The sequence below is a fragment of the Hominiventricola filiformis genome, assembly GCF_020686965.1.
GTDB lineage: Bacteria > Bacillota > Clostridia > Lachnospirales > Lachnospiraceae > Hominiventricola > Hominiventricola filiformis.
Map to the genome: position 1 here is coordinate 51,595 of NZ_JAJEPS010000010.1, position 19,862 is coordinate 71,456.

The following is a 19,862-nucleotide window of genomic DNA, read 5'->3' on the forward strand; positions in this document are numbered from 1 at the left end:
TTTAGCGCACTGCGCCGACCAGATCTTTGATATCTTCTACCTGATATTTTTTCATATAAGCTTCAATGCCTTCTGCCACTTCCTTTGCGGCATAGGGATTGGCAAAATTAGCAGTCCCCACAGAAACCGCGGTTGCTCCTGCCAGGATAAATTCCAGTGCATCATCTGCGTTCGTGATACCGCCCATACCGATGATCGGAATCTTCACTGCATTAGCTGCCTGATAAACCATCCGGACTGCCACCGGTTTCACAGCCGGACCGGACATACCGCCGGTCTTATTTGCCAGAGCAAAGGTTCTTCTGTTGATATCAATCTTCATACCGGTCAGAGTGTTGATCATAGACAGGGCATCTGCTCCTCCTGCCTCTGCAGCCTTTGCCATGACGGTAATGTCCGTCACATTGGGACTTAATTTCATGATGACCGGCTGCTTTGCCCGTTTTTTTACCTGCTCAGTAATATGCTGCAGTGCTTTCGGATCCTGCCCGAAGGCAATGCCGCCTTCCTTTACATTTGGGCAGGAAACATTGATCTCCAACAGATCCACCGGCTCCTCCGCCAGACGTTCTACCACCTCACAGTAATCTTCTTCACTCTTTCCGCAAACATTGACAATAATCTTCGTATCGTACTGCTTCAGGAACGGGATATCTCTTTTTACAAATACATCAATCCCCGGGTTCTGCAGACCAATGGCATTGAGCATGCCGCTTCTGGTCTCTGCAATTCGAGGTGTCGGATTGCCCGGCCACGGCACATTTGCCACGCCCTTGGTCACTACGGCACCCAATGCCCCCAGGTCATAAAATTCACTGTACTCAGCACCGGATCCAAAGGTTCCGGATGCAGTCATGACTGGATTTTTAAGCTCCACACCTGCGATGGTTACTTTTGTATTCATTACAGTTCCACCTCCGTACTTAAAAATACCGGTCCATCTTTGCAGACTCTCTTATTGTGCACATGGGAGTGTCCGTCCATCTCTTTTGACTGGCAGACACAGGCAAGACAGGCTCCGATGCCGCAGGCCATACGCTCTTCCATGGAAATGTAACACTCGATGCCTTTTTCCTCCGCATAAGCCTTGATGGCACGGAGCATCGGTTTCGGACCGCAGGCATAGATGACATCTGCTTCAATTCCATGCTCACGGACAGCATCCATGACATTTCCCTTCGTTCCTGCACTTCCATCTTCCGTTGCGATATAGAAGTCTCCGGATGCGGACAGTTCTTCTGTCAGGAACAGTTCATCCCGGTATCCGGCTACTGTCTGCACTCCCGTACAGCCCTGTGCCTTCAATGCAGCTCCCAGCTGTACCATCGGCGGCACGCCGATACCTCCGCCCATCAGAAGCGGCTTCTTTCCTTTTAACGGGAATCCATTTCCCAGAGGTCCTAAGATCTCCAGTTTATCTCCGGCTTTCCGTCCGGAAAATTCTGCAGTTCCTTCTCCGACTACCCGATATACAAGGCGAAGTTTTCCTTCCTCTGCATTGATTTCGCAGATACTGATAGGACGCGGCAGCATATGACTTCCGTCACTGCAGTATACAGATACAAACTGTCCCGGAACTGCGTCTTTTGCAATCTGCTCGGTCTGAAGCCACAGGCTGAAAATTCCGGAAGCAATCTCTTTCTGCTCCAGAACGGTGGCAAATTCTCTGTTCTTCATGTCTTTATTTTCTCCATTCTTCGACGCAGGCGGAACACGTCCTACGCATTCCGCCCGTATTATCATCTATTAAAGTGCTGCGTCCAAAGCTCCCTGAATATCTGCAATCATAGCCTCTACGGCCGCACGGGATGCATCTCCAAAATTCTCTGCTCCGAATTTTGCATATGCTTCCTGTTTGTAAGCGGCAATGATACCTCTGGAAGAATTGACAATTGCACCCAGACCGTCTTCATTGAAGAAATGAACCAGGTCTTTTCCTTTTCCGCCCTGCGCACCGTACCCAGGTACCAGAATGAAGGACTTCGGCATTACTTTACGAAGAATCTCGCCCTGTTCCGGATAGGTGGCACCTACTACAGCTCCGATATAACTGTAACTGTCACCCATGTGGTCTTCGCCCCACTGAGCAACCTTCTCACCTACCATCTCATACAGCGGTTTTCCATTGATCAGCTGATCCTGAAACTCACCGCTGGATGGGTTGGAAGTCTTTACAAGGATGAAGAGACCTTTCTTCTCCTGTTTGCAGACATCAATGAACGGTTTCACACCGTCAGATCCCAGATATGGATTAACCGTGGCAAAATCCTCGTCAAAGCCTGCATAGGTTTTGCTTCCTACCTGCACCTTTCCAAGATGGCCGGTTGCATAAGCTGCAGAAGTGGAACCGATGTCACCACGTTTAATATCACCGATTACTACCAGATCTTTGGATTTACAGTAGTCTACAGTTTTCTTATATGCTTTCAGGCCCTCGATGCCAAACTGCTCGTACATGGCAATCTGCGGTTTGACTGCCGGAATCAGGTCATAGGTTTTGTCTACGATCTCTTTGTTGAACTGCCAGATTGCTTCTGCCGCTCCCTCCAGAGTTTCTCCAAACTCGTCAAACGCTTTTTTCTGAATATGCTCCGGTACATAAGAAAGCATCGGGTCAAGTCCTACCACGATAGGTGCCTTTGTTTTCTGAATCTTGTTGATCAGTTTGTTAATCATGGAAATCTCCTTCTTTGGTCTTAAAAATTTCTACTGCGTTCTAGTGTAGCATAACTGTTCCGTGATTTCAATGCGTATCCAGCACCTTTTCCAGTTCCTCAATCACGATTTTCAGTGCCTTGATCCGGGCATATTTCTTATCTACGGACTCCAGCACATGCCATGGTGCATAAGTGGTACTAGTCTTTGCAATCATTTCGTTGACCGCATCCTCATACTGATCCCATTTTTCACGGTTACGCCAGTCCTCATCGGTAATTTTCCACTGTTTTTCCGGCGTATTCTGTCGGTCTGTAAAACGGCGCAGCTGGGTCACTTTGTCGATCTGTACCCAGAACTTGATAATCACGGCACCCCAGTCATAGAGTTCCTTTTCAAATTCATTGATCTCATTGTAAGCACGTTTCCAGTCATTTTCACTGCAGAAGCCTTCCAGACGCTCCACCATGACTCTGCCATACCAGGTCCGGTCAAAGATGGCTATATGCCCGGTCTTAGGAAGTCTTGTCCAGAACCGCCACAGATAATGCCTTGCCTTCTCATGAGGCTCCGGGCTGGCAATGGGATGTACTTCGTAGCCTCTCGGATCCAGCGCTCCTGTAATTCGTTTAATATTACCACCTTTTCCTGCTGCATCCCAGCCTTCATAAGCAATGATTACCGGCACTTTCTTCCGGTACAGACGATTGTGAAGCTCTCCAAGACGGGTCTGCAGCTGCTTTAACTCTTCCTGATATTCTTCATCTGCCAGCTCTTTGTCCAGCGGGATCTCGGAGAGCAGCGGCATCTTTTCCAATGGAAAAACATTTTGCAGAAGCGGCACCGCCATATCCCGGTTATTAAATGCAATGTCAATTCCCTGGGTCAGTGTCTCCAACACCTGCAGTTCCGTCCATTTCTTTGATTTGGCATCAATGATGTACCAGGGTGCCGACGGCATACTGGTATCTTTCATATAGGAAGAAAATGCATCCACACATTTTTCATAATGGTGATTCTGCCACATGTCATTTCTATTGACACGCCACATAGTGTCTTTTTCCTCTGCCAGATGTTTGATTCGTTTCTTCTGCTCTTTTTCTGAAATATGCAGGAAAAATTTCATAACCAGATATCCATTATCCGTCAGCTGACGCTCAAACCGGCGAATGCTCTCGATCCGTTTCGTATATTCTGATTCCTTCAGTTCGCCGCGCAGGTAATCGCCTACCGTTTCACCCATCCAGCCAGAATCCAGAAATACAAATTTTCCCGCTTCCGGAATCTTTGCAAAATGCCGGTACAGAAACGGCCGCCGCTCCTCTTCCTCAGTTTTCTTCTCCATAGATTCCACTTTAAAGAACCGCGGATCAATGTTTTGGATAATCTCTCCGATGCAGCTTCCCTTTCCAGCCGTTCCCCAACCCTCCATAAGTACCAGTACCGGAACCTTCTTTTCTTTAATGAGCATCTGCTGCCGCGCCAGCTTATCCCTCGCTGCAATAAGACGTTTTTTCAGCTCCCCTTCCTCTGGTTTCTCTGTAGCTTTCCATTCTCTCAGCATGTGTGTACCCCCTTTTTTACTAGTTTTCCACATTTTTTTCAAAATAACAAGACATAAAAAAACTATTGCTCCAATTTCTGAAACAATAGTTTTTCTTTTTATTTCATACAAAGATGAACTGCTGCGGTTTTAAATGTTTTTGGCAATGCCAGAATGTTCGGATGATCTCCCACATATTTTTTCTTTGCATCTTCCAGTGCTTCTTCCACTGTTTCCCTGGTTTTTAATCCCATACTTCTGGCAATCCCCGGTTCCTGCGCCCCGACAATATAAATTGCCGATGTATTCATTTCTGCAATATGTCCGCATGACATCATAGAAAAACCATGAAACGGGTGAAATGCATTGGCAAACCTATATTTTCGAATATATTCTTCGTTTGTTGCAAAGTATTCCCCATAACGGTTCATATCCGGAAGAATCTGCATATGGTCATGCTGGAACATTTCATACAGTTCTCTTAAATACGGCCATCTTTCATCATGAAAATATCCATTGCAGACGGATGCACAAATGATCACGCAGCGATCACTCATAATTCTTTTATGTCGGATTACCTGTGCCGACAATGCCTGCATCATCTGAATTGGATTGGTTCCCATTCCGTCTCCATAATGGAAATCTTGCGGCATTCCGAAAATAAGTACATCATATTTCTTTTCTGCCCATGGTACATATGTCCTTTTGTCCGCAATCTTCCAGGACTGCGGCATCATTTCTTTTGCATATCCGGAAAATACGGCAATCTGGCGGGAATACGTATCTAGAACTGCATCACAGCAGAAAAACTTTTTCCCCATACACGCTTCCATATACATACCGATTTCATCAAACTTCGTGCGCATCAGGCTGTGTCCAGATACCGGTGTAAAATCTTTTCTGTGCATAACCTCCGGAACATGGTGTGTTGCAATTGATCTCCAGTGTGTAATTCCTGTCGCACAATGCTTATATCCGCCAGAATATCCCCCATATGGATTTCCCTGCGTATGCCCTATCAATATTGCCAGATCTGAGTCATACACATATTTATTCATAATCACCCGATCGCCACGTTCTGTACATCCCAGATCTACCAAATGTTCATAATCTTCTGAATCATGACTGGTAATCTGACCGCATGAATAAAATTCCTCAAAAATTTCTTTTCCCAGAATTTTCTTTGCTTCCGGAACGGTCGTCCGCGGATGAAGTCCATTGGAAAACAGCAGCAGAATATCTTTTTTCTCAACGCCTGCTGCATAAAGCTCTTCCAGGATCACCTTTATTGCTACTTTTCGATGCGATGTTGGCTGACAGCCTCCCTTTACAATGTCCGGAATGACAATGGTTATTTTGCTTCCTTTATGTACCAGTTTCGAAATCGGAAGCATTCCAATGGGATTTTGAACCGATTCTCTGGTAATATTCATAAGAGAATCCATATCCTGAGGCAGACAAGGCGGATCAGGTATTGTTTCCCCTGGTATAAACACATCTGTATTTTCCGGAAGTTCTGCCTCCATCAATCCATGTCCATATTCAAAATTTAATTTCATATCATATTCCCTGTTATCTCATAGACTGATACATTTCCTGCAGCATTTCTTTCGTAATTTCAACCGGATTATTATAAAGATTCGGATGCGTGCTTCCATCAACAAGATCTTGAATCTGTTCATCGGTAAGATGATACTCTTTCAGATCAGTACGAAGTCCAATTTCTTTTTTGAGATCATAAATTGCATCCGCCATTTCATACATATCTTTAAAGCCAAGTTTCTTTGCAAATTCATGAATTCTTCCATTTTGTGCATCCGCATTAATTCTCGCAAAATAATCCAGAGTCAAACCGCATGCTTCTCCATGAGGAATATGCAGCATATTGGTCAACGGGAATGAGCACGCATGTGAACTGGTTGTCTTCGGCAGTGTAAATGCCATTCCTGCAATCACTGACGCTTCTGCCATCTTTGCACGTGCTTCCCTATTAGAAGGGTCTTTGCAGACAATTCTGAGATACTGGAATACAATATGACTTGCATGGAGTGCCAGTGCATCACAAACTGGCTGATGGCCTTTGCTCCAGAAGCCTTCCAGCGCATGGCATAATACATCAATACCCGTGCTTGCCGTCATATATGGCGGAAGTGTATAGGTCAGTTCCGGATCAATTAATGCAACCGCAGGATAGAAATTATTACAGTTAATCGGTCCCTTTTTCCCCAACTCTTTATTACTGAGTACAGCAACACAGGTAACTTCACTTCCTGTTCCTGCAGTCGTCGGAATTGCAATCAACGGTAAATGCTGCTTCGGTAAGACTTCTCCTGTTCCATGATATTTACAAATGGAATCCTCCGTAAAACAGATCGTCCCTGAAGCCTTTGCGCAATCTAATGCACTTCCGCCTCCCAGTGCTACCAGAAAATCAACCTTTTTCTCTTTGATCAGTTTTGCGCATGCATCCACTTCCCTCACTTCAGGATTCGGAGAAATTTCACTGTAAATATCCACCAGTACTCCATTGCTTCCGGCTACTATTTTCTGTGCAAGTCCACTTTTAACAAAAAACGGATCACTCACAAGTAAGCCTCTTTTACAGTTCAATTCACTGGCTACTTTCTCCAGTTCTCCTACAGAACCTTCGCCAAATCTGATCGTTACCGGCTGTAAATATTCCCATGCCATGTCCTTTTCCCCCTTCTACTTTCTCTTAAGAACCATGTTAACTTTATGAACAATATTTTCCGAAGTCAGGCCAAATCTTTCCTCCAGGTAAGCTTCCTGACCAACTTCACCAAATTCATCCTGTACCCCCGTCATCTCCAACGGAACCGGATATTTCAATGCCAGAACCGAAGCTACAGCAGAGCCAAGCCCATTTCTTATATTATGGTTTTCCGCAGTAACAATTGCGCCTGTCTCCTCTGCCGCCTTGATAATTGCATTTTCATCAATCGGTTTCAGACACCACATATCAATGACTCTGGCATGAATTCCCTGTTTTTCCAGAATATCTGCTGCCTCCAATGCCTTGTCCACCATATATCCCATTGCAATAATTGTCACATCCGTCCCGTCTTTTAACATGCAAGATTTTCCAACCTCAAATTTAGCCCCGGTACCATATATGATTGGAGCCTGTCTCCTTCTGAGCCGGATATACCATGTTCCGTAAGTTTCCTTTGCCAACTGTAGGACTCTCTCAAGAGAAATCTCATCACATGGTTCCACCACAGTAATCTCCGGAATTGTTGACATAATTCCAAGATCTTCAAATGGCATATGCGTTCCCCCATTTAAAGCCGCTGTAATTCCCGGATCAGAACCCACAATTTTTACGTTTTGTTTTGCGTACGCGCAAGACATGAATATCTGGTCGCATGCACGCCTGCTAGCAAACGGAGCAAATGTATGGGCAAATGGAATAAATCCTGTTGCTGAAAGTCCGGCTGCAACACCAATCATATTTGCTTCCTGAACTCCACAGTCAAACGTTCTCTCCGGATATTTTTCTCTGAATGGAATTGTTCCCATCGCCAGCATCAGATCCGCATCCAGCACAATTACTTTTTGGTCATTTTCAGCCATATTCATTAAGGTTTCGCAGAAAACCGTTCTCATTTCCCTTTTACTGAGTTCATTCATCTACTGTCCCTCCTGAATTTTCAGCTTCCGTAATTCTTCATCCAGCTCCCTACATGCTTCTATTACCATGTCCTGTGTCACCGGCATATTATGGCAGCTTAATTTGCCTTCTATTTTGCTGTATCCCTTTCCTTTTTTCGTATTAAGGATAATGACTGATGGTTTCTCATGCTGAGATTTCGCCTTCCTTATGGCATCCTCAATTTGATCCACATTATTTCCGTCTTCTACATTCTGTGCATACCATCCGAACTGTTCAAATTTCTTTGACACATCCCCCAATGCACACAGATTTTCTACATAGTCATCAATCTGGCATTTATTATAATCCACAAATGCAATCACATGTCTCAGTTGCTTCGCTCCTGCAAACATCGCAGCTTCCCATACCTGTCCCTCTTCAATTTCACCATCTCCGAGAATCAAATATGTGTAATTTTCATAACCCTTCAATCGATTTCCACATGCAATTCCCATTGCAGTGCTGGCCCCCTGACCAAGTGAACCTGTCGTCATATCAATTCCCGGAGTTCGATTCATATCGCAGTGGCTGGGAAGATTAGTTCCCGGTTTATTAAGATTCAACAGCATCTCTTTTGGGAAAAATCCTTTTAAAGCCAGCGTTGCGTACACAGCAGGTCCTGAGTGTCCTTTGGATACTACCAGCATGTCTCGGTCATCTTTTTTCGGATTTTGGGGATCTATATTCATTTCTTTTCCATACAACACTGCCAGCAAGTCAACAATAGAAAGAGAACCGCCAATATGTCCAACTCCTAAATTCCCAATGCTTTTTATCGTTTCTTTTCGAATCTCAATTGCAAATTCTTTCAAATTTACTGAATTGTTCATTTCTTACCTTTCTTCCTCAGTTCATTTCTCATAAATCGCTTTTTCAATTTCTTTTACTTTTTCTTTGCCACCTTTTAAAAACTCCTGACGCCAAGGTTCCAGTCCCTGTGTAAATTCTGTGGCAAGGAATACATCGACCATTTCACATCCAACCTCCGGGGCTGTCTTCCATCCTCCCATCGTAATTACATTAGCATCATTAATTGCGCGGCACATTCTTGCATCATAGATATCCGAACATGGCATGGCATAAACACCCTGGTATTTGTTTGCCACAATTGCCATTCCTGCACCTGTACCACAGATCAGTACTCCTCTGTCAAATTCTCCTGTCTGCATCTTTTCTGCAAGAATTGGTGCTGTTTCAAAAAAAGGTTTTACATGATCCAGATCTGCAGTTCCACAGTCTTCCACCATATGTCCTGCATCTATAAGATGTTTTTTTACTGCTTCTTTTAAAGAAAATCCTGATTTATCAGAACCGATTACTATTTTCATCTTTTCTTCTCCTTATTCTGTTCCAGTAAAATTCCCAAAGCACCCACAATAACTATTCCCATTCCAAGATATTGCAGCCGTACCATTTTTTCATGAAACACCAGAAAAGTTATAATGGTTGATACAATTGGCATTAAAAGTAAAAATGTTTTCACAAGCCATACTGGATAATGTCTGAGATTATGATAATACACAACATAAATCAGAGTCTGTCCCAATGCTGCAAAAATGAGTGCCAGTGCAGCATTCCTGTCTGTAAAAACTATAGCTGCCTGCGGAAGTGTCCGCATGATAACTGAAGTGATCAGAAAATATAACAGAGTCACAAAATTATTGTAGTATGCAACCACGTCATCACAGACAGGGTTCTTTTTATCCAGCTGCACACTTTTAATTACAAATGCATTACAGGATACAAAGAAAGCGCTTAAGAGAAAAAATATATTTCCAGGATCCGATACTCTGAAAGTCGTAAAATCAATTCCCATGACCATAAATACACCCAACAGCATCACTCCTGTACAGGCCCATGCTTTCCATGTAAATCTTTGCTTATAGATGATCATGGACAAAATATTTACCATCAGGACATCACATTTCAGCAGTGCCGTTCCGCTTGCTGCTGAAGAAAGTGAAAGGCCGATAAATGCCGTAATGTCAAGCAAAAAGCCCAGTGTTCCAATCAATAACAGACGTATAAGAACTCCTTTTGTATTCGTTAATTTTTGCAATTCACTTCGTCTGTACATGATAACTGTCAGAAAAATCATTGTGATAAAACGAATTCCGACTCCGGCTGTAAATGCGGATGTATATCCAATAATTTTCTGACTGGCCACATAGTAACTTCCCCAGATTACCGGCAGAATCAATAAAGGCAATACTTTTCCTTTTTCCATTTTCCGCCTGTCCTATCTTATGTCATTTACCATATCCCGCATTTCTTTTCCTTCTCCATTCAGAAATGCTTTATACTTTGCAACCTGATCCCCCAGTGAGAAATCTTTCACACCAAGTTTGATGTAATATTCTGCATCTGCAGGCGTTGCAATTTCACATCTTGGCCGTACTCCATGGTCAAGTGCTGCCTGAATACATTTTCGTTCAGCTTCTTTAAATTCACGCACATGATCCAGACGATTCCATCCTTTGCTCATACAATAGTCATTCGGTCCAAACTGAATCATATCCACACCCGGAATGGAGCAAATCTCTTCAATATTCATAACCGCTTCTTCTTTTTCAATCATAAAGCAGAGAACCACCTCATTCAGCCTATCTACATGCTCAAGCGGCGGAATATGTGACTGATTTCCTATATATCTTCCATTTGGATATCCGAATTTTCCCACACTGCCCGCTGTTTTCGGTTTTATCAGGCTGACACTTTCTCTTACCTGATCCGGATTTACATGATCTACGAATAAAATACTCTGGAATCCACTCTGAACAGCTTTCTGTGCCACATATCCCCGCCCCTGAAAATCAAGTTTTATCATTGTTCCCATATCATTTAATTCTGCAGCTCTTGCCATATTCGGAAGATCGGTAAAATCAAACGGTGCATACTCTGCAAGGAATTCTACATAGTCAAAATTCCCGGTCTGTCCGACAATTTCCCAGAATAAAGGATTTGTACTCCACATTCTGGTAGACAGTAATGGTTTACCGCTGTTCAAATGTTCTCTCAGTTTATTTTTCTTCATTTTCTATTCCTCCTGACTGACATATAATTTCTTACAATTTCCAGATATTCATCCGGATAAAAACCAAAATCTCCTGTAAATCTTGTAAGTGCAATCAGTCCCCCATCCAGTTCTTCAATTTCTGCAATCATCGCAGCATTTTCTTTTTTCAATCCGCCTCCATATAAAACTTCAATTCCCGGTACACATTCTTTAATAAAAGATACTCTCTCCCTGATCTGTTCCCTGTCCGGAGGTACTTTTCCTGGTCCAATTGCCCAAACAGGTTCATATGCAACAATGATTTCAGATAAATCTGTATTGTTTAACCCAGCCATCAGCTGTTCACTTAATACCTGACGCCAGCTGTCTCTCTGTTTATCCGATTCCCCAATACAGTACAAGACTTTTAATCCGGCTTCTTGCGCACGCAGAATTTCCGCATTTAACACCCGCGTAACAGCAGACTCGTCCTCCACTCCGGCTTCTTCCAGTATCTGACGCTTTGCCTTTCTTTCTTCGCAGTGACCGATAATCACATCTGTGCACCCGATAACTTTCATTGCTTTTGCCGTACGGACTGATGTGAAAGCTCCAAAATTCTTTCCCGCTTCTACATCCTCAATGCCTACTCCCTGACAGCCGATTCGCATCATGGATTCTGTTTCTTTCTTCTGAATTGCCTGTAATATATGCGCTTCCGGAAGATACATTGCAAAATCAATGTCATCTTCACAATATTGACAAATTGCCCTGTCTGTCTCCTCATATATTTTACCGGCCCATTCTGCAGGCCTGGCAATACCATTTACACCTCCAAATTCTCTGGGAATTTCAAACCGCTTCAAATTCAGATAAATATGCTTCATCGGATTTCACTCTTTCTGGTCACAGCCAAATTGGCATTTTCAGTAATTTCTTCGTAGGCTCCTTCGTTGATCATCTGTCTGGTTGCCATCCAGATTCCTCCTGTTGCAATTACATAAGGACAGCTTAAGAATTCTTTCATATTGGAATAATTGATCCCGCCGGTCGGCATAAATTTAAGATCTCCATATACATTACCGATTAAATTTAAAGCTTCAACTCCGCCAAAAGACACTGCCGGAAAAAATTTCACAACTTTAACACCCAACTGCATTGCCTGTTCCATTTCTCCCGGTGTAGCACAACCAGGAATCATCGTTGCCCCTTTTTTCATGCCATAGACCACATTTTCCTTTACAAATCCAGGTGATACAATAAAATCTGCCCCGGCATCCACTGCATCATCTATTTGTCCTCTGTTCAAAACAGTCCCTGCTCCCAACAGTATCTCAGGAAAATTTTTTCGAACCAGCCTCATGGCTTTCGATGCTGCTGCCGTTCGATAAGTAATTTCCACACAGCGGATGCCGCCTTTTATCAGAGCTTCGCAAACAGGAATTGCTTTATCTTCCTGATCAATCACGAGAACCGGGACCAATGCTGCTTCTTCCAGTTTTTGGTACACATCCTGCATCTTCATTTTATTTTTCCTTTCTGTCAGAATATCGGCAGCAACTGTCCCTGATTGTCAGCCGAAATGGCAGTTCTATTTTCATGGGAAGTTTATGTCTTTTTTCAATTCTGTTTAATAAAGTCTGTGCAGCGACTACTCCCATTTCATTTTTAGGAATACGGATACTTGTAAGCATAGGAGTTGTAAACTGTGACATCTCCGTATCATCAATTCCAATAATCGAAATATCTTCCGGAATTTTCAGCTTTCTTTCTGTTACTGCCTTAAAAGTTCCAATTGCAACATTATCATTACAGCAAAAGATAGCTGACATGGATGAGTCATTTTCCAACATCTGTTTTGCATTCTCATATGCCGAAGAAATCGTCAATTCTGTCTTTTGAATCCATTCCCGCTTCAACGGAAGCTTTAATTCTTTCATCTTATTGCAATATCCAAGATATCTCTGTTCATTGTCCAGTTCTCCGATATATGCAATTTTTTTATGATTCTGCTGATACAGGAATTCCACAACAGTCTCTGCAGATCTTTTACCATCACAGAAAATCTGATCAGCTTCCACATCAGATGGATTCAAGGATACAAATACGATATTTTTCAGTTTTTTCACCAGCTGATTCTGTATTTCTCTGCCACATCGCCCCAGAACAATCACACCATCTACATTTTCATTTTTCAATGCTTCGAATGTCATCGTCTGATTATGCGGTGATAATGCAAAAGAACTGCAGATCACGCCTCCATTTTTATAAATTTCCTGCTCAATTCCTTTAAAAATCTCATAGAAAAACTGATCATCGAAAAACTCTTTTCCTCTTCCATAAATGCATGCAATTTTATATTTTTTCTGCTCTGTCTCTTCTTTGCTGTTCATCTTCAGTTTCTGCGCATTTACATTCGGGGAATACTGGGTTTCCTGCACAATTTTCCAAATTCTGTCCCGTACCTCTTTACTTGCGTATTTCTCTCCATCCTTTCGTAAAACCCGAGATACTGTAGACGGAGAAACATTCGCAAGTGCAGCAATCTCTTTCAATGTCATAGCTTTAGATCATATATTTTCTGATCAGTGCGCAAAGTTCATCATAGCCGGCAATAAACCCGGACAGCGTATCTCTGACTGCCCCATATTTATCAAATTCCTGCACTGTCATTCCATCTTCCTTAAAAGATTTTCTGAATTCCTCTGATTTCATCAGTTCCGTAAGGTATTCTTCTTTTACCGGAATACTCATCCGTTCTTCCACGCTCACATCACTGTTATTCAGCTTTTTATACCAGGAATAATTAATCGTCTGACAAATATCTCCGCCGATAAACTCTGACCAGTGATAGGAATTTCTGACTGCCGCTGTCAGAATACGTGTCGTATAATGTCTTTCTTTATACAGTCTGTATGCCTCCTTGCAGACAGCTACGCCACCCCAGTTTGCAGCATCTGCATTCAGAACCATTCCTTTGCTGGAGCTGTCTGCTTTTACCCAGTCATCCAGCCGGCCAAGCATCAAAGTACACACCGGTGACATTTTGTCCGTATCAAGACCTTCTTCTTTTCTTCTCTTTAAACCTCTTTCTACGGCCTCTGCAACTGCCACATACTGCGGAACAGTATAAGAAACTGTTGCATTAATACTGATTCCTGCATAGGTTGCTTCTTCCATTGCTCTGATTCCTGCTGCCGTTGCCGGAATCTTCACCTGCATATTCGGTGCAAGTGCATGAATTACTTTCGCCTGCTCCAGCATTCTCTCACTGTTTCTGTAATTTTTTGCATTTGTCTGAAGAGAGAGCCTTCCTTTTTTTCCTGCATGCTTTTCAAAAACCGGGAGCAATTTTGCTGATCTTTCTCCTGAAATCTCATACATCAATGCCCAAGCAATATCATCTTCTGATGCATTCGGCATCGTTTCAATCAGTCTGCAGATTCGTTTTTCGCACTCCGGCAATTCTTTCTTTATCACTCCGCCGATAATCACCGGATTGCTTGTTGCTCCGGAAATTCCCCTCTGCATTCCAAAATCAAGTTCCTCTGCTCCACAGGAATCCATCCAGATATCTGTCTGTGGAAATTTAACCACTGTCTCATGAAGTTTTCCCAAATATTCCATTATCTGTCCCTCCGGTTTCTATTTATTTACGCAAAATCTGCATTCGCCTTTTTCCAGCACTTCAAGCATATTATCAATCGCCATACGCCCCATTCTTTCTGCTGCCTTTACAGAATGTCCGCCCACATGAGGTGTTGCAATTACATTCGGATGTTTGTACAGATCCGTAATCACCGGGGGCTCCTGCTCATATGCATCAACACCAAAACCGGCAATTTTTCCATTCTTCAATGCTTCATATACAGCTTCACAATCTACAAGCTCACCTCTGGCACAGTTGACCAAATATACTCCATCTTTCATTCTGGCAATAGATTCCTTATTGATCATGTATTTTGTATCTGTAGTTACAGGCATATGTAAGGTAATAAAATCAGACTTTTCATAAACTTCATCCAATGTACCTTTTAAAATTCCATTTTCTTTTGCAAATGCCTCATTAAAAAATGGATCGTATGCAATCACAGTCATGCCCATCACTTTCGCCATCAGCGAAACTTCTCTTCCAATTGCTCCAAATCCAAGAATTCCCAGCGTTCTTCCTTCCAGGCCAAATCCGATAGGACGAATCCATTTTCCTTCTTTTACATTTTTATCATGATTTACAATTCCTCTCGATAATGCGAGCATCATCGCCATCGTCAGTTCTGCAACCGCTTTACTGTTTGCTCCGGGTGTAATGCAGACGGAAATTCCTTTTTCTTTTGCCGCTTCCGTATCAATCCTGTCATATCCAACTCCATATCGTGAAATCACTTTCAGATTTTCCGGAGCCTGAGCTAGTATTTCTTTTGTATACGGTTCCATTCCTGCAATAATTCCGTCAACGCCATCCCAACATGTTGCAATTTCTTTCGCAGTAAGCGGTTTCTGACTTGGTTTCATAACAACCGTATCCGCAACAGAATTCAAATATTTAATATTTTCCTGCATTGCAGGCTGACCAAACGCTGCAGATGTTACTAATACTTTCATACTTTTTTCACCTTTCTGTTTCTGATAATTGGCATCAGCAGCATGGCTGCTGCCAGAATAAGGAAAAATAATGCAATCGGTTTCTGAAGGAAAATAGAAGCGCTTCCATTAGAAATCATCAGTGCACGACGATAATTTTTTTCTGCCATGCTTCCCAGTACAATTCCGATTACCATAGGAGTTAATGGAAAATCCAGTTTTTTCAGAAAATATCCCATAATTCCAAAAATCACCATAACACATGCATCAAACACTGCATTTTTAGCAGCGTAAGCACCCACTGTACAAAGTACTAATAAGATCGGTACCATAACTACTTCCGGTACTTTTGTAATATTAACAAAGAATTTGAGAAGAAAATGTCCCTGGAAATACATAAATATATTCACCAGAATTAACCCAAGCATAATTCCATACACATATTCTTTGTGATCCACAAACAGCTGCGGTCCCGGAGCCAGTCCCTGCATAGTAAGTGCTCCAATCAGCACTGCCGTAATGGCATCTCCCGGAATTCCGAGTGTCAGAAGCGGAATAAGAGTTGCTCCTGTAACTGCATTATTTCCACATTCAGATGCACAAACGCCTTCAAGAGATCCATTTCCAAATAACTCCGGCTCTTTTGATGCTCTTTTGGCTTCGTTATAACTGATAAAAGATGCAATTGCCGCTCCCGTTCCGGGTACTGCTCCGATAAATGTTCCAATACAGGAAGATTTTATAAGTATTTTCCAGTACTGCAGGATCGTTTTCAGTTTTAAAGTTACTTTTTTATATGCTTCCAGTGTTCCCGCCGCTTCCTGTGAATTCTTTGCCTTATTCAGAATTTCAGTAATTGCAAACAGGCCAATCAGGGCCGGGATCAACTGAATTCCTGACGTAAGCCGCAAATTACCAAAAGTAAGACGTTCAATACCGGACACCGGATCAACACCGATACATGTTGCGAGAATTCCCAGAATTCCCATTATCAGTCCTTTTACCAGTGACTTGCTTACACTGGCAATGATTGTAAGTCCAAATACTGCCAGAGCAAAATATTCCGCCGGGCCAAATTTTAAAGCGAGTTTTGCAATTTGTGGTGCCACAAACATAAGCACCAATGTAGAAAAAAGTCCTCCGAATACCGATGCCACCAGTGCCATTTCAAGTGCTTCTCCGGCCCGTCCTTTCTTAGCCAGCACGTGGCCATCCCATGCAGTTGCCGCCGCTGCCGGTGTTCCCGGCGTATTAATCAGAATTGCAGTAATACTTCCTCCATAAGTGCCTCCACAGTACACACCAAGCAGCATTAAAATTCCTGTCGTAGCGTCCAGTCCATATGTCATTGGAACAAGCAAAGCGACCGCCATTGTTGCCGTTAATCCGGGAAGCGCTCCGACCACAATTCCGCCCAAAAGTCCAATATTCATATAAAGCAGATTATTCAGAGTAAGCAGGCTGAAAAATACTTCCCCCATTTCTTTCATATCTGTCCCTCCTTTTTATGGCAGACGTACCATTAAAATTTTTGTAAATCCTAAATAAATCAGGAAAATTACAATAAAGCAGATGATATAGTTTTTTATTTTCCTCTCTCCCAGTAAAAACAGTACCAATGCTGTGATCACACAGCTGGAAATCATAAAGCCTATCGTCTTAAAAGCCAGCAGATACAGAATCATAAGCCCCATCAGAACTGCCACTTTCCATTCTTTCTTTATCGCTTCCTGAAAAGAAATTTTTTCTGCTGTTTCGCTTATATTCTGTTTCTTTAACCCTGAAAGAGCAATTGCAGATTCAATAATCAATGCAGCACTCACAATTATCAGTGCAACTCCAAGAAATCTCGGAAATAAAATGGCACCACTTACATCTCCAAGTCCTTTTGTTTTTACAAGCATCGGTGTACAGATATATATTGCGATTCCAAATATCGCCAGAAAAATGCCTGAAATCAAATCATTTCTTTTATTTTTCATTTTCTTCTCCATTCTCTGGAGACAGTTTGAGCCGTACATAACTGTACGGCTCGGACTGTCATTGCCGTGATTATTTACTACATCCCCATAATCTCTTTAATCTCGCCAAATTCTGTATTAATTCTGTCTGTCACATCATTCGGGTCCATATCGATTCCAGCAAGCTGACTATTTTCAAGGAACTCATTCCATCTGTCATCTTTTTGCATTTCATCAAATTTTTCTCTTAAATAACTTACAATTTCATCCGGTGTATCCTTCGGTACAGCAAGCCATTTCCATACAGAGAAATTCACATTATATCCAAGTTCACCGGAACACGGGATATCTTTCAGTTCTTCTCTCTCATCTCTTTCTTCTGCAAAAATCATAATCGGAACAAATGTACCGTCTTTATAATACTGAAGAGCTGCTGTCGGATGCGTAACTGCTGCCTGCACATGCCCGCCAAGAAGCTGTGCAATTGCTTCCGACTCACCATCAAACGGTGTAGATACTCCATTGATTCCCATCTGTTTCAAAATACCCTGCGCTGCAAAATCTGGAAGTCCTCCTGCTCCTGACTGTCCAATATTTACATCATTTGTCTGGCCATACGCAACCATTTCTTCTGCATTGGTTACGCCAAGATCCTTATTAACCCAGAGAATTAACGGCTCATATGTTACACATGCGATTGCTGTATAATCTTCAATTTTATAAGTTACATCTCTCATCAGAGGCTGTGCTTCAAAAACACCACTTGCAAACTGAATAATATTATATCCGTCTGCATCTGCTGTCAGGAAATCTGTTGCCGCAATTGTTCCACCTGCACCTTCCTGATTCGTTACAGTACAGGACTGTCCCATATAATCTGGTATCATTTCTGCAAATGTCCGGCAAATCAGATCCGAACTGCCACCAGCTGCCCACGGACAGATAATATTAAATCCTCTTGTCGGAAAATCAATATCTGCAGATGCATCCCCTGCATTTGCATCTGAAGCTGCTGTCGTTTCTGTCTGCTCCGTTTTATCCGATGTTGTTTCCTGTGTTGATGATCCGCATCCAATCATGGATAAAGCCATTGTTGCGACCAGAAGTGTAGCGACCAGTTTTTTGTTTTTCATTAAAAAATTCCTCCTTTGATAAAATTTTCTTTCTTCCCTTCTTCCAAGAAAGCTCGTTGTTGATGATTTCATGTTATCTTACAATTTTATTATATTCAATTCGTATTTACGCAAACGTTTGTGTATGATGTACGAAAATACTTTATATTTTTTTAATTTTTTGCATATTTTTACCATTTATTTTCCTGTTTATTCCATTTTTCACAAATATTCAACAATATTTTAGTTACACAAACGTTTTCATTTCTTTTTGCATAAAGTTAAAAAACAGAGGCTGTAGTTTCACTGACAAACTGATCTGTGAAACTACAGCCCCTGATATTTTCATAATCCTTATTTTTTATATTTTCCAAACAAAAACAATCGTAATATTCCCGCATGGTCAATGATATAGATAAGTACTGCCGTGATAGCGCTCATGACTACAAATGCTGCGCCTGCATAGAGCAGTCCTTCCATGCTCCAGAAAGTATAAATAATCCCCTCCGGATTCAGCACTTTTGCAAACTGGTAATGAAGGACATAGATTTCCAGCGTATAAAGTCCCAGCTGTGCAAGTTTCTGTTTTGCCCGGCAGTCTTTCCAATCCAGAACTGCCCGAATCAGCCAGAAACATCCAAGGAAGGAAGCAATGGTCTGTACCCCAAGCATCACAATGCCAGTCACCGTCACCAGATCCAGTTTCACGACCATCATTAGAAATACAATGCCGCCAATCCAGGCTGTCCACCGCTGCTGCTGCACCGGTACATACTTTCCCACCGACTCCTCATGCATTCCAACAAAATATGCCACGGTGTAATAGGGGAGATAAATTACCAGTATGGACGGACTTAAGAACGTCACACCTACCAGATATGCTGCCAGAATCACACCGCATCCCAGGAACCAGATCACCCAGAACACCATTTCTTTGCCTCTGCCCCACAGATTCTGAATCAGTTGTGCTGCATAAGCCAGCAGTGTAAATAAAAACAGTGTCATTAAAAACCACAAACCATAGTCCAGTTGAAACAATACCGTCTTCAATGCCCGCGGCACATAAGTCAGATGCTGCAGCACCAGCCAGGAAAAGAATGGAAGAAGATAAGCTGCTGCCCGCTTTTTCATGCGTGCATAGAATTGTTCTACACTCTGTATTTTCGTCCCTTTTCCTGCCAGATATCCACTGACCAGGAAAAATAATGGCATCTGGATGGATTTGATCACATCATAGAGATAGGGATCGGTCATATGATTATGGACCTGTACGTGTCCGAACATGACCAGCAAAATGGCAATTCCTTTCAGACAGTCCAGAGATTCGTTCCGTTCTTTCATG

At 42.4% G+C, this 19,862-nt stretch carries 20 protein-coding genes; all 20 read right to left on the minus strand.

All coding sequences use genetic code 11. The annotated features are described in order from the left end of the window. Position 1: 1 nt before the first annotated feature. The 20 genes from LKD36_RS10875 to LKD36_RS10970 all read right to left on the minus strand — a co-directional run bounded on the left by LKD36_RS10875 (position 2) and on the right by LKD36_RS10970 (position 19,861). Entirely contained in the window at positions 2 to 904 is a 903-nt protein-coding gene (locus tag LKD36_RS10875) for a dihydroorotate dehydrogenase (protein WP_118770353.1), read from the minus strand. Next, positions 904 to 1,677, minus strand: coding sequence for a dihydroorotate dehydrogenase electron transfer subunit (locus LKD36_RS10880; protein ID WP_308459607.1), 774 nt, complete (start codon positions 1,675 to 1,677; stop codon positions 904 to 906). The genes LKD36_RS10875 and LKD36_RS10880 overlap by 1 nt, the downstream gene beginning before the upstream one ends. Before the next feature lie 69 nt (positions 1,678 to 1,746). Continuing rightward, complete coding sequence (gene pyrF, locus LKD36_RS10885) at positions 1,747 to 2,676, minus strand: orotidine-5'-phosphate decarboxylase (RefSeq protein ID WP_118770355.1); 930 nt, start codon at positions 2,674 to 2,676, stop codon at positions 1,747 to 1,749. A gap of 67 nt (positions 2,677 to 2,743) precedes the next feature. Then, positions 2,744 to 4,219: a polyphosphate:AMP phosphotransferase gene (gene pap, locus LKD36_RS10890; protein ID WP_118770356.1), complete on the minus strand. Its 1,476-nt coding sequence runs from the start codon at positions 4,217 to 4,219 to the stop codon at positions 2,744 to 2,746. A gap of 98 nt (positions 4,220 to 4,317) precedes the next feature. Next, complete coding sequence (locus tag LKD36_RS10895) at positions 4,318 to 5,757, minus strand: lactate racemase domain-containing protein (RefSeq protein WP_308459608.1); 1,440 nt, start codon at positions 5,755 to 5,757, stop codon at positions 4,318 to 4,320. A 13-nt stretch (positions 5,758 to 5,770) separates the two neighbouring features. Then, positions 5,771 to 6,889 (minus strand): iron-containing alcohol dehydrogenase family protein, encoded by a 1,119-nt coding sequence (locus LKD36_RS10900; RefSeq protein ID WP_308459609.1) that lies wholly within the window; start codon positions 6,887 to 6,889, stop codon positions 5,771 to 5,773. 15 nt (positions 6,890 to 6,904) lie between these two features. Then, on the minus strand, positions 6,905 to 7,849 hold the full coding sequence (locus tag LKD36_RS10905) for a transketolase family protein (protein WP_308459610.1): 945 nt from the start codon (positions 7,847 to 7,849) through the stop codon (positions 6,905 to 6,907). Then, entirely contained in the window at positions 7,850 to 8,701 is an 852-nt protein-coding gene (locus LKD36_RS10910; RefSeq protein ID WP_308459611.1) for a transketolase, read from the minus strand. A 21-nt stretch (positions 8,702 to 8,722) separates the two neighbouring features. Then, a complete protein-coding gene (locus tag LKD36_RS10915) occupies positions 8,723 to 9,199 on the minus strand; it encodes an RpiB/LacA/LacB family sugar-phosphate isomerase (RefSeq protein WP_308459612.1) in 477 nt (158 codons plus the stop codon). Beyond that, positions 9,196 to 10,098, minus strand: coding sequence for a DMT family transporter (locus LKD36_RS10920; RefSeq protein ID WP_308459613.1), 903 nt, complete (start codon positions 10,096 to 10,098; stop codon positions 9,196 to 9,198). Before LKD36_RS10920 ends, LKD36_RS10915 begins: the two co-directional genes overlap by 4 nt. A gap of 12 nt (positions 10,099 to 10,110) precedes the next feature. After that, a complete protein-coding gene (locus tag LKD36_RS10925; RefSeq protein ID WP_308459614.1) occupies positions 10,111 to 10,905 on the minus strand; it encodes an HpcH/HpaI aldolase family protein in 795 nt (264 codons plus the stop codon). Next, complete coding sequence (locus LKD36_RS10930; RefSeq protein WP_308459615.1) at positions 10,902 to 11,753, minus strand: triose-phosphate isomerase family protein; 852 nt, start codon at positions 11,751 to 11,753, stop codon at positions 10,902 to 10,904. Before LKD36_RS10930 ends, LKD36_RS10925 begins: the two co-directional genes overlap by 4 nt. Continuing rightward, positions 11,750 to 12,391 (minus strand): bifunctional 4-hydroxy-2-oxoglutarate aldolase/2-dehydro-3-deoxy-phosphogluconate aldolase, encoded by a 642-nt coding sequence (gene eda / locus LKD36_RS10935; protein ID WP_308459616.1) that lies wholly within the window; start codon positions 12,389 to 12,391, stop codon positions 11,750 to 11,752. The genes LKD36_RS10930 and eda overlap by 4 nt, the downstream gene beginning before the upstream one ends. 1 nt (position 12,392) lies before the next feature. Continuing rightward, positions 12,393 to 13,427, minus strand: a complete 1,035-nt coding sequence (locus tag LKD36_RS10940) for a LacI family DNA-binding transcriptional regulator (RefSeq protein WP_308459617.1) — start codon at positions 13,425 to 13,427, stop codon at positions 12,393 to 12,395. A gap of 4 nt (positions 13,428 to 13,431) precedes the next feature. After that, the gene (locus tag LKD36_RS10945) at positions 13,432 to 14,493 is read right to left on the minus strand and encodes a transaldolase family protein (RefSeq protein ID WP_308459618.1); all 1,062 of its coding nucleotides are present in this window, start codon (positions 14,491 to 14,493) and stop codon (positions 13,432 to 13,434) included. An 18-nt stretch (positions 14,494 to 14,511) separates the two neighbouring features. Beyond that, positions 14,512 to 15,468 carry a phosphoglycerate dehydrogenase gene (locus tag LKD36_RS10950; protein WP_308459619.1) on the minus strand — a complete coding sequence of 319 codons (957 nt, stop codon included), beginning with the start codon at positions 15,466 to 15,468 and terminating at the stop codon, positions 14,512 to 14,514. Beyond that, positions 15,465 to 16,937 carry a tripartite tricarboxylate transporter permease gene (locus LKD36_RS10955; RefSeq protein WP_308459620.1) on the minus strand — a complete coding sequence of 491 codons (1,473 nt, stop codon included), beginning with the start codon at positions 16,935 to 16,937 and terminating at the stop codon, positions 15,465 to 15,467. The genes LKD36_RS10950 and LKD36_RS10955 overlap by 4 nt, the downstream gene beginning before the upstream one ends. Before the next feature lie 15 nt (positions 16,938 to 16,952). Continuing rightward, on the minus strand, positions 16,953 to 17,429 hold the full coding sequence (locus LKD36_RS10960) for a tripartite tricarboxylate transporter TctB family protein (protein WP_308459621.1): 477 nt from the start codon (positions 17,427 to 17,429) through the stop codon (positions 16,953 to 16,955). A 77-nt stretch (positions 17,430 to 17,506) separates the two neighbouring features. After that, entirely contained in the window at positions 17,507 to 18,541 is a 1,035-nt protein-coding gene (locus LKD36_RS10965; protein WP_308459622.1) for a Bug family tripartite tricarboxylate transporter substrate binding protein, read from the minus strand. Between the two features lie 333 nt (positions 18,542 to 18,874). Then, the gene (locus LKD36_RS10970) at positions 18,875 to 19,861 is read right to left on the minus strand and encodes an acyltransferase family protein (RefSeq protein ID WP_308459623.1); all 987 of its coding nucleotides are present in this window, start codon (positions 19,859 to 19,861) and stop codon (positions 18,875 to 18,877) included. Position 19,862: the final 1 nt, after the last annotated feature.

Excerpts from the sequence above, each read along its gene's own strand:
- LKD36_RS10875 (WP_118770353.1), bottom strand. The coding sequence starts at position 904 with ATGAATACAAAAGTAACCATCGCAGGTGTGGAGCTTAAAAATCCAGTC.
- LKD36_RS10880 (WP_308459607.1), bottom strand. The coding sequence starts at position 1,677 with ATGAAGAACAGAGAATTTGCCACCGTTCTGGAGCAGAAAGAGATTGCT.
- pyrF (WP_118770355.1), bottom strand. The coding sequence starts at position 2,676 with ATGATTAACAAACTGATCAACAAGATTCAGAAAACAAAGGCACCTATC.
- pap (WP_118770356.1), bottom strand. The coding sequence starts at position 4,219 with ATGCTGAGAGAATGGAAAGCTACAGAGAAACCAGAGGAAGGGGAGCTG.
- LKD36_RS10895 (WP_308459608.1), bottom strand. The coding sequence starts at position 5,757 with ATGAAATTAAATTTTGAATATGGACATGGATTGATGGAGGCAGAACTT.
- LKD36_RS10900 (WP_308459609.1), bottom strand. The coding sequence starts at position 6,889 with ATGGCATGGGAATATTTACAGCCGGTAACGATCAGATTTGGCGAAGGT.
- LKD36_RS10905 (WP_308459610.1), bottom strand. The coding sequence starts at position 7,849 with ATGAATGAACTCAGTAAAAGGGAAATGAGAACGGTTTTCTGCGAAACC.
- LKD36_RS10910 (WP_308459611.1), bottom strand. The coding sequence starts at position 8,701 with ATGAACAATTCAGTAAATTTGAAAGAATTTGCAATTGAGATTCGAAAA.
- LKD36_RS10915 (WP_308459612.1), bottom strand. The coding sequence starts at position 9,199 with ATGAAAATAGTAATCGGTTCTGATAAATCAGGATTTTCTTTAAAAGAA.
- LKD36_RS10920 (WP_308459613.1), bottom strand. The coding sequence starts at position 10,098 with ATGGAAAAAGGAAAAGTATTGCCTTTATTGATTCTGCCGGTAATCTGG.
- LKD36_RS10925 (WP_308459614.1), bottom strand. The coding sequence starts at position 10,905 with ATGAAGAAAAATAAACTGAGAGAACATTTGAACAGCGGTAAACCATTA.
- LKD36_RS10930 (WP_308459615.1), bottom strand. The coding sequence starts at position 11,753 with ATGAAGCATATTTATCTGAATTTGAAGCGGTTTGAAATTCCCAGAGAA.
- eda (WP_308459616.1), bottom strand. The coding sequence starts at position 12,391 with ATGAAGATGCAGGATGTGTACCAAAAACTGGAAGAAGCAGCATTGGTC.
- LKD36_RS10940 (WP_308459617.1), bottom strand. The coding sequence starts at position 13,427 with ATGACATTGAAAGAGATTGCTGCACTTGCGAATGTTTCTCCGTCTACA.
- LKD36_RS10945 (WP_308459618.1), bottom strand. The coding sequence starts at position 14,493 with ATGGAATATTTGGGAAAACTTCATGAGACAGTGGTTAAATTTCCACAG.
- LKD36_RS10950 (WP_308459619.1), bottom strand. The coding sequence starts at position 15,468 with ATGAAAGTATTAGTAACATCTGCAGCGTTTGGTCAGCCTGCAATGCAG.
- LKD36_RS10955 (WP_308459620.1), bottom strand. The coding sequence starts at position 16,937 with ATGAAAGAAATGGGGGAAGTATTTTTCAGCCTGCTTACTCTGAATAAT.
- LKD36_RS10960 (WP_308459621.1), bottom strand. The coding sequence starts at position 17,429 with ATGAAAAATAAAAGAAATGATTTGATTTCAGGCATTTTTCTGGCGATA.
- LKD36_RS10965 (WP_308459622.1), bottom strand. The coding sequence starts at position 18,541 with ATGAAAAACAAAAAACTGGTCGCTACACTTCTGGTCGCAACAATGGCT.
- LKD36_RS10970 (WP_308459623.1), bottom strand. The coding sequence starts at position 19,861 with ATGAAAGAACGGAACGAATCTCTGGACTGTCTGAAAGGAATTGCCATT.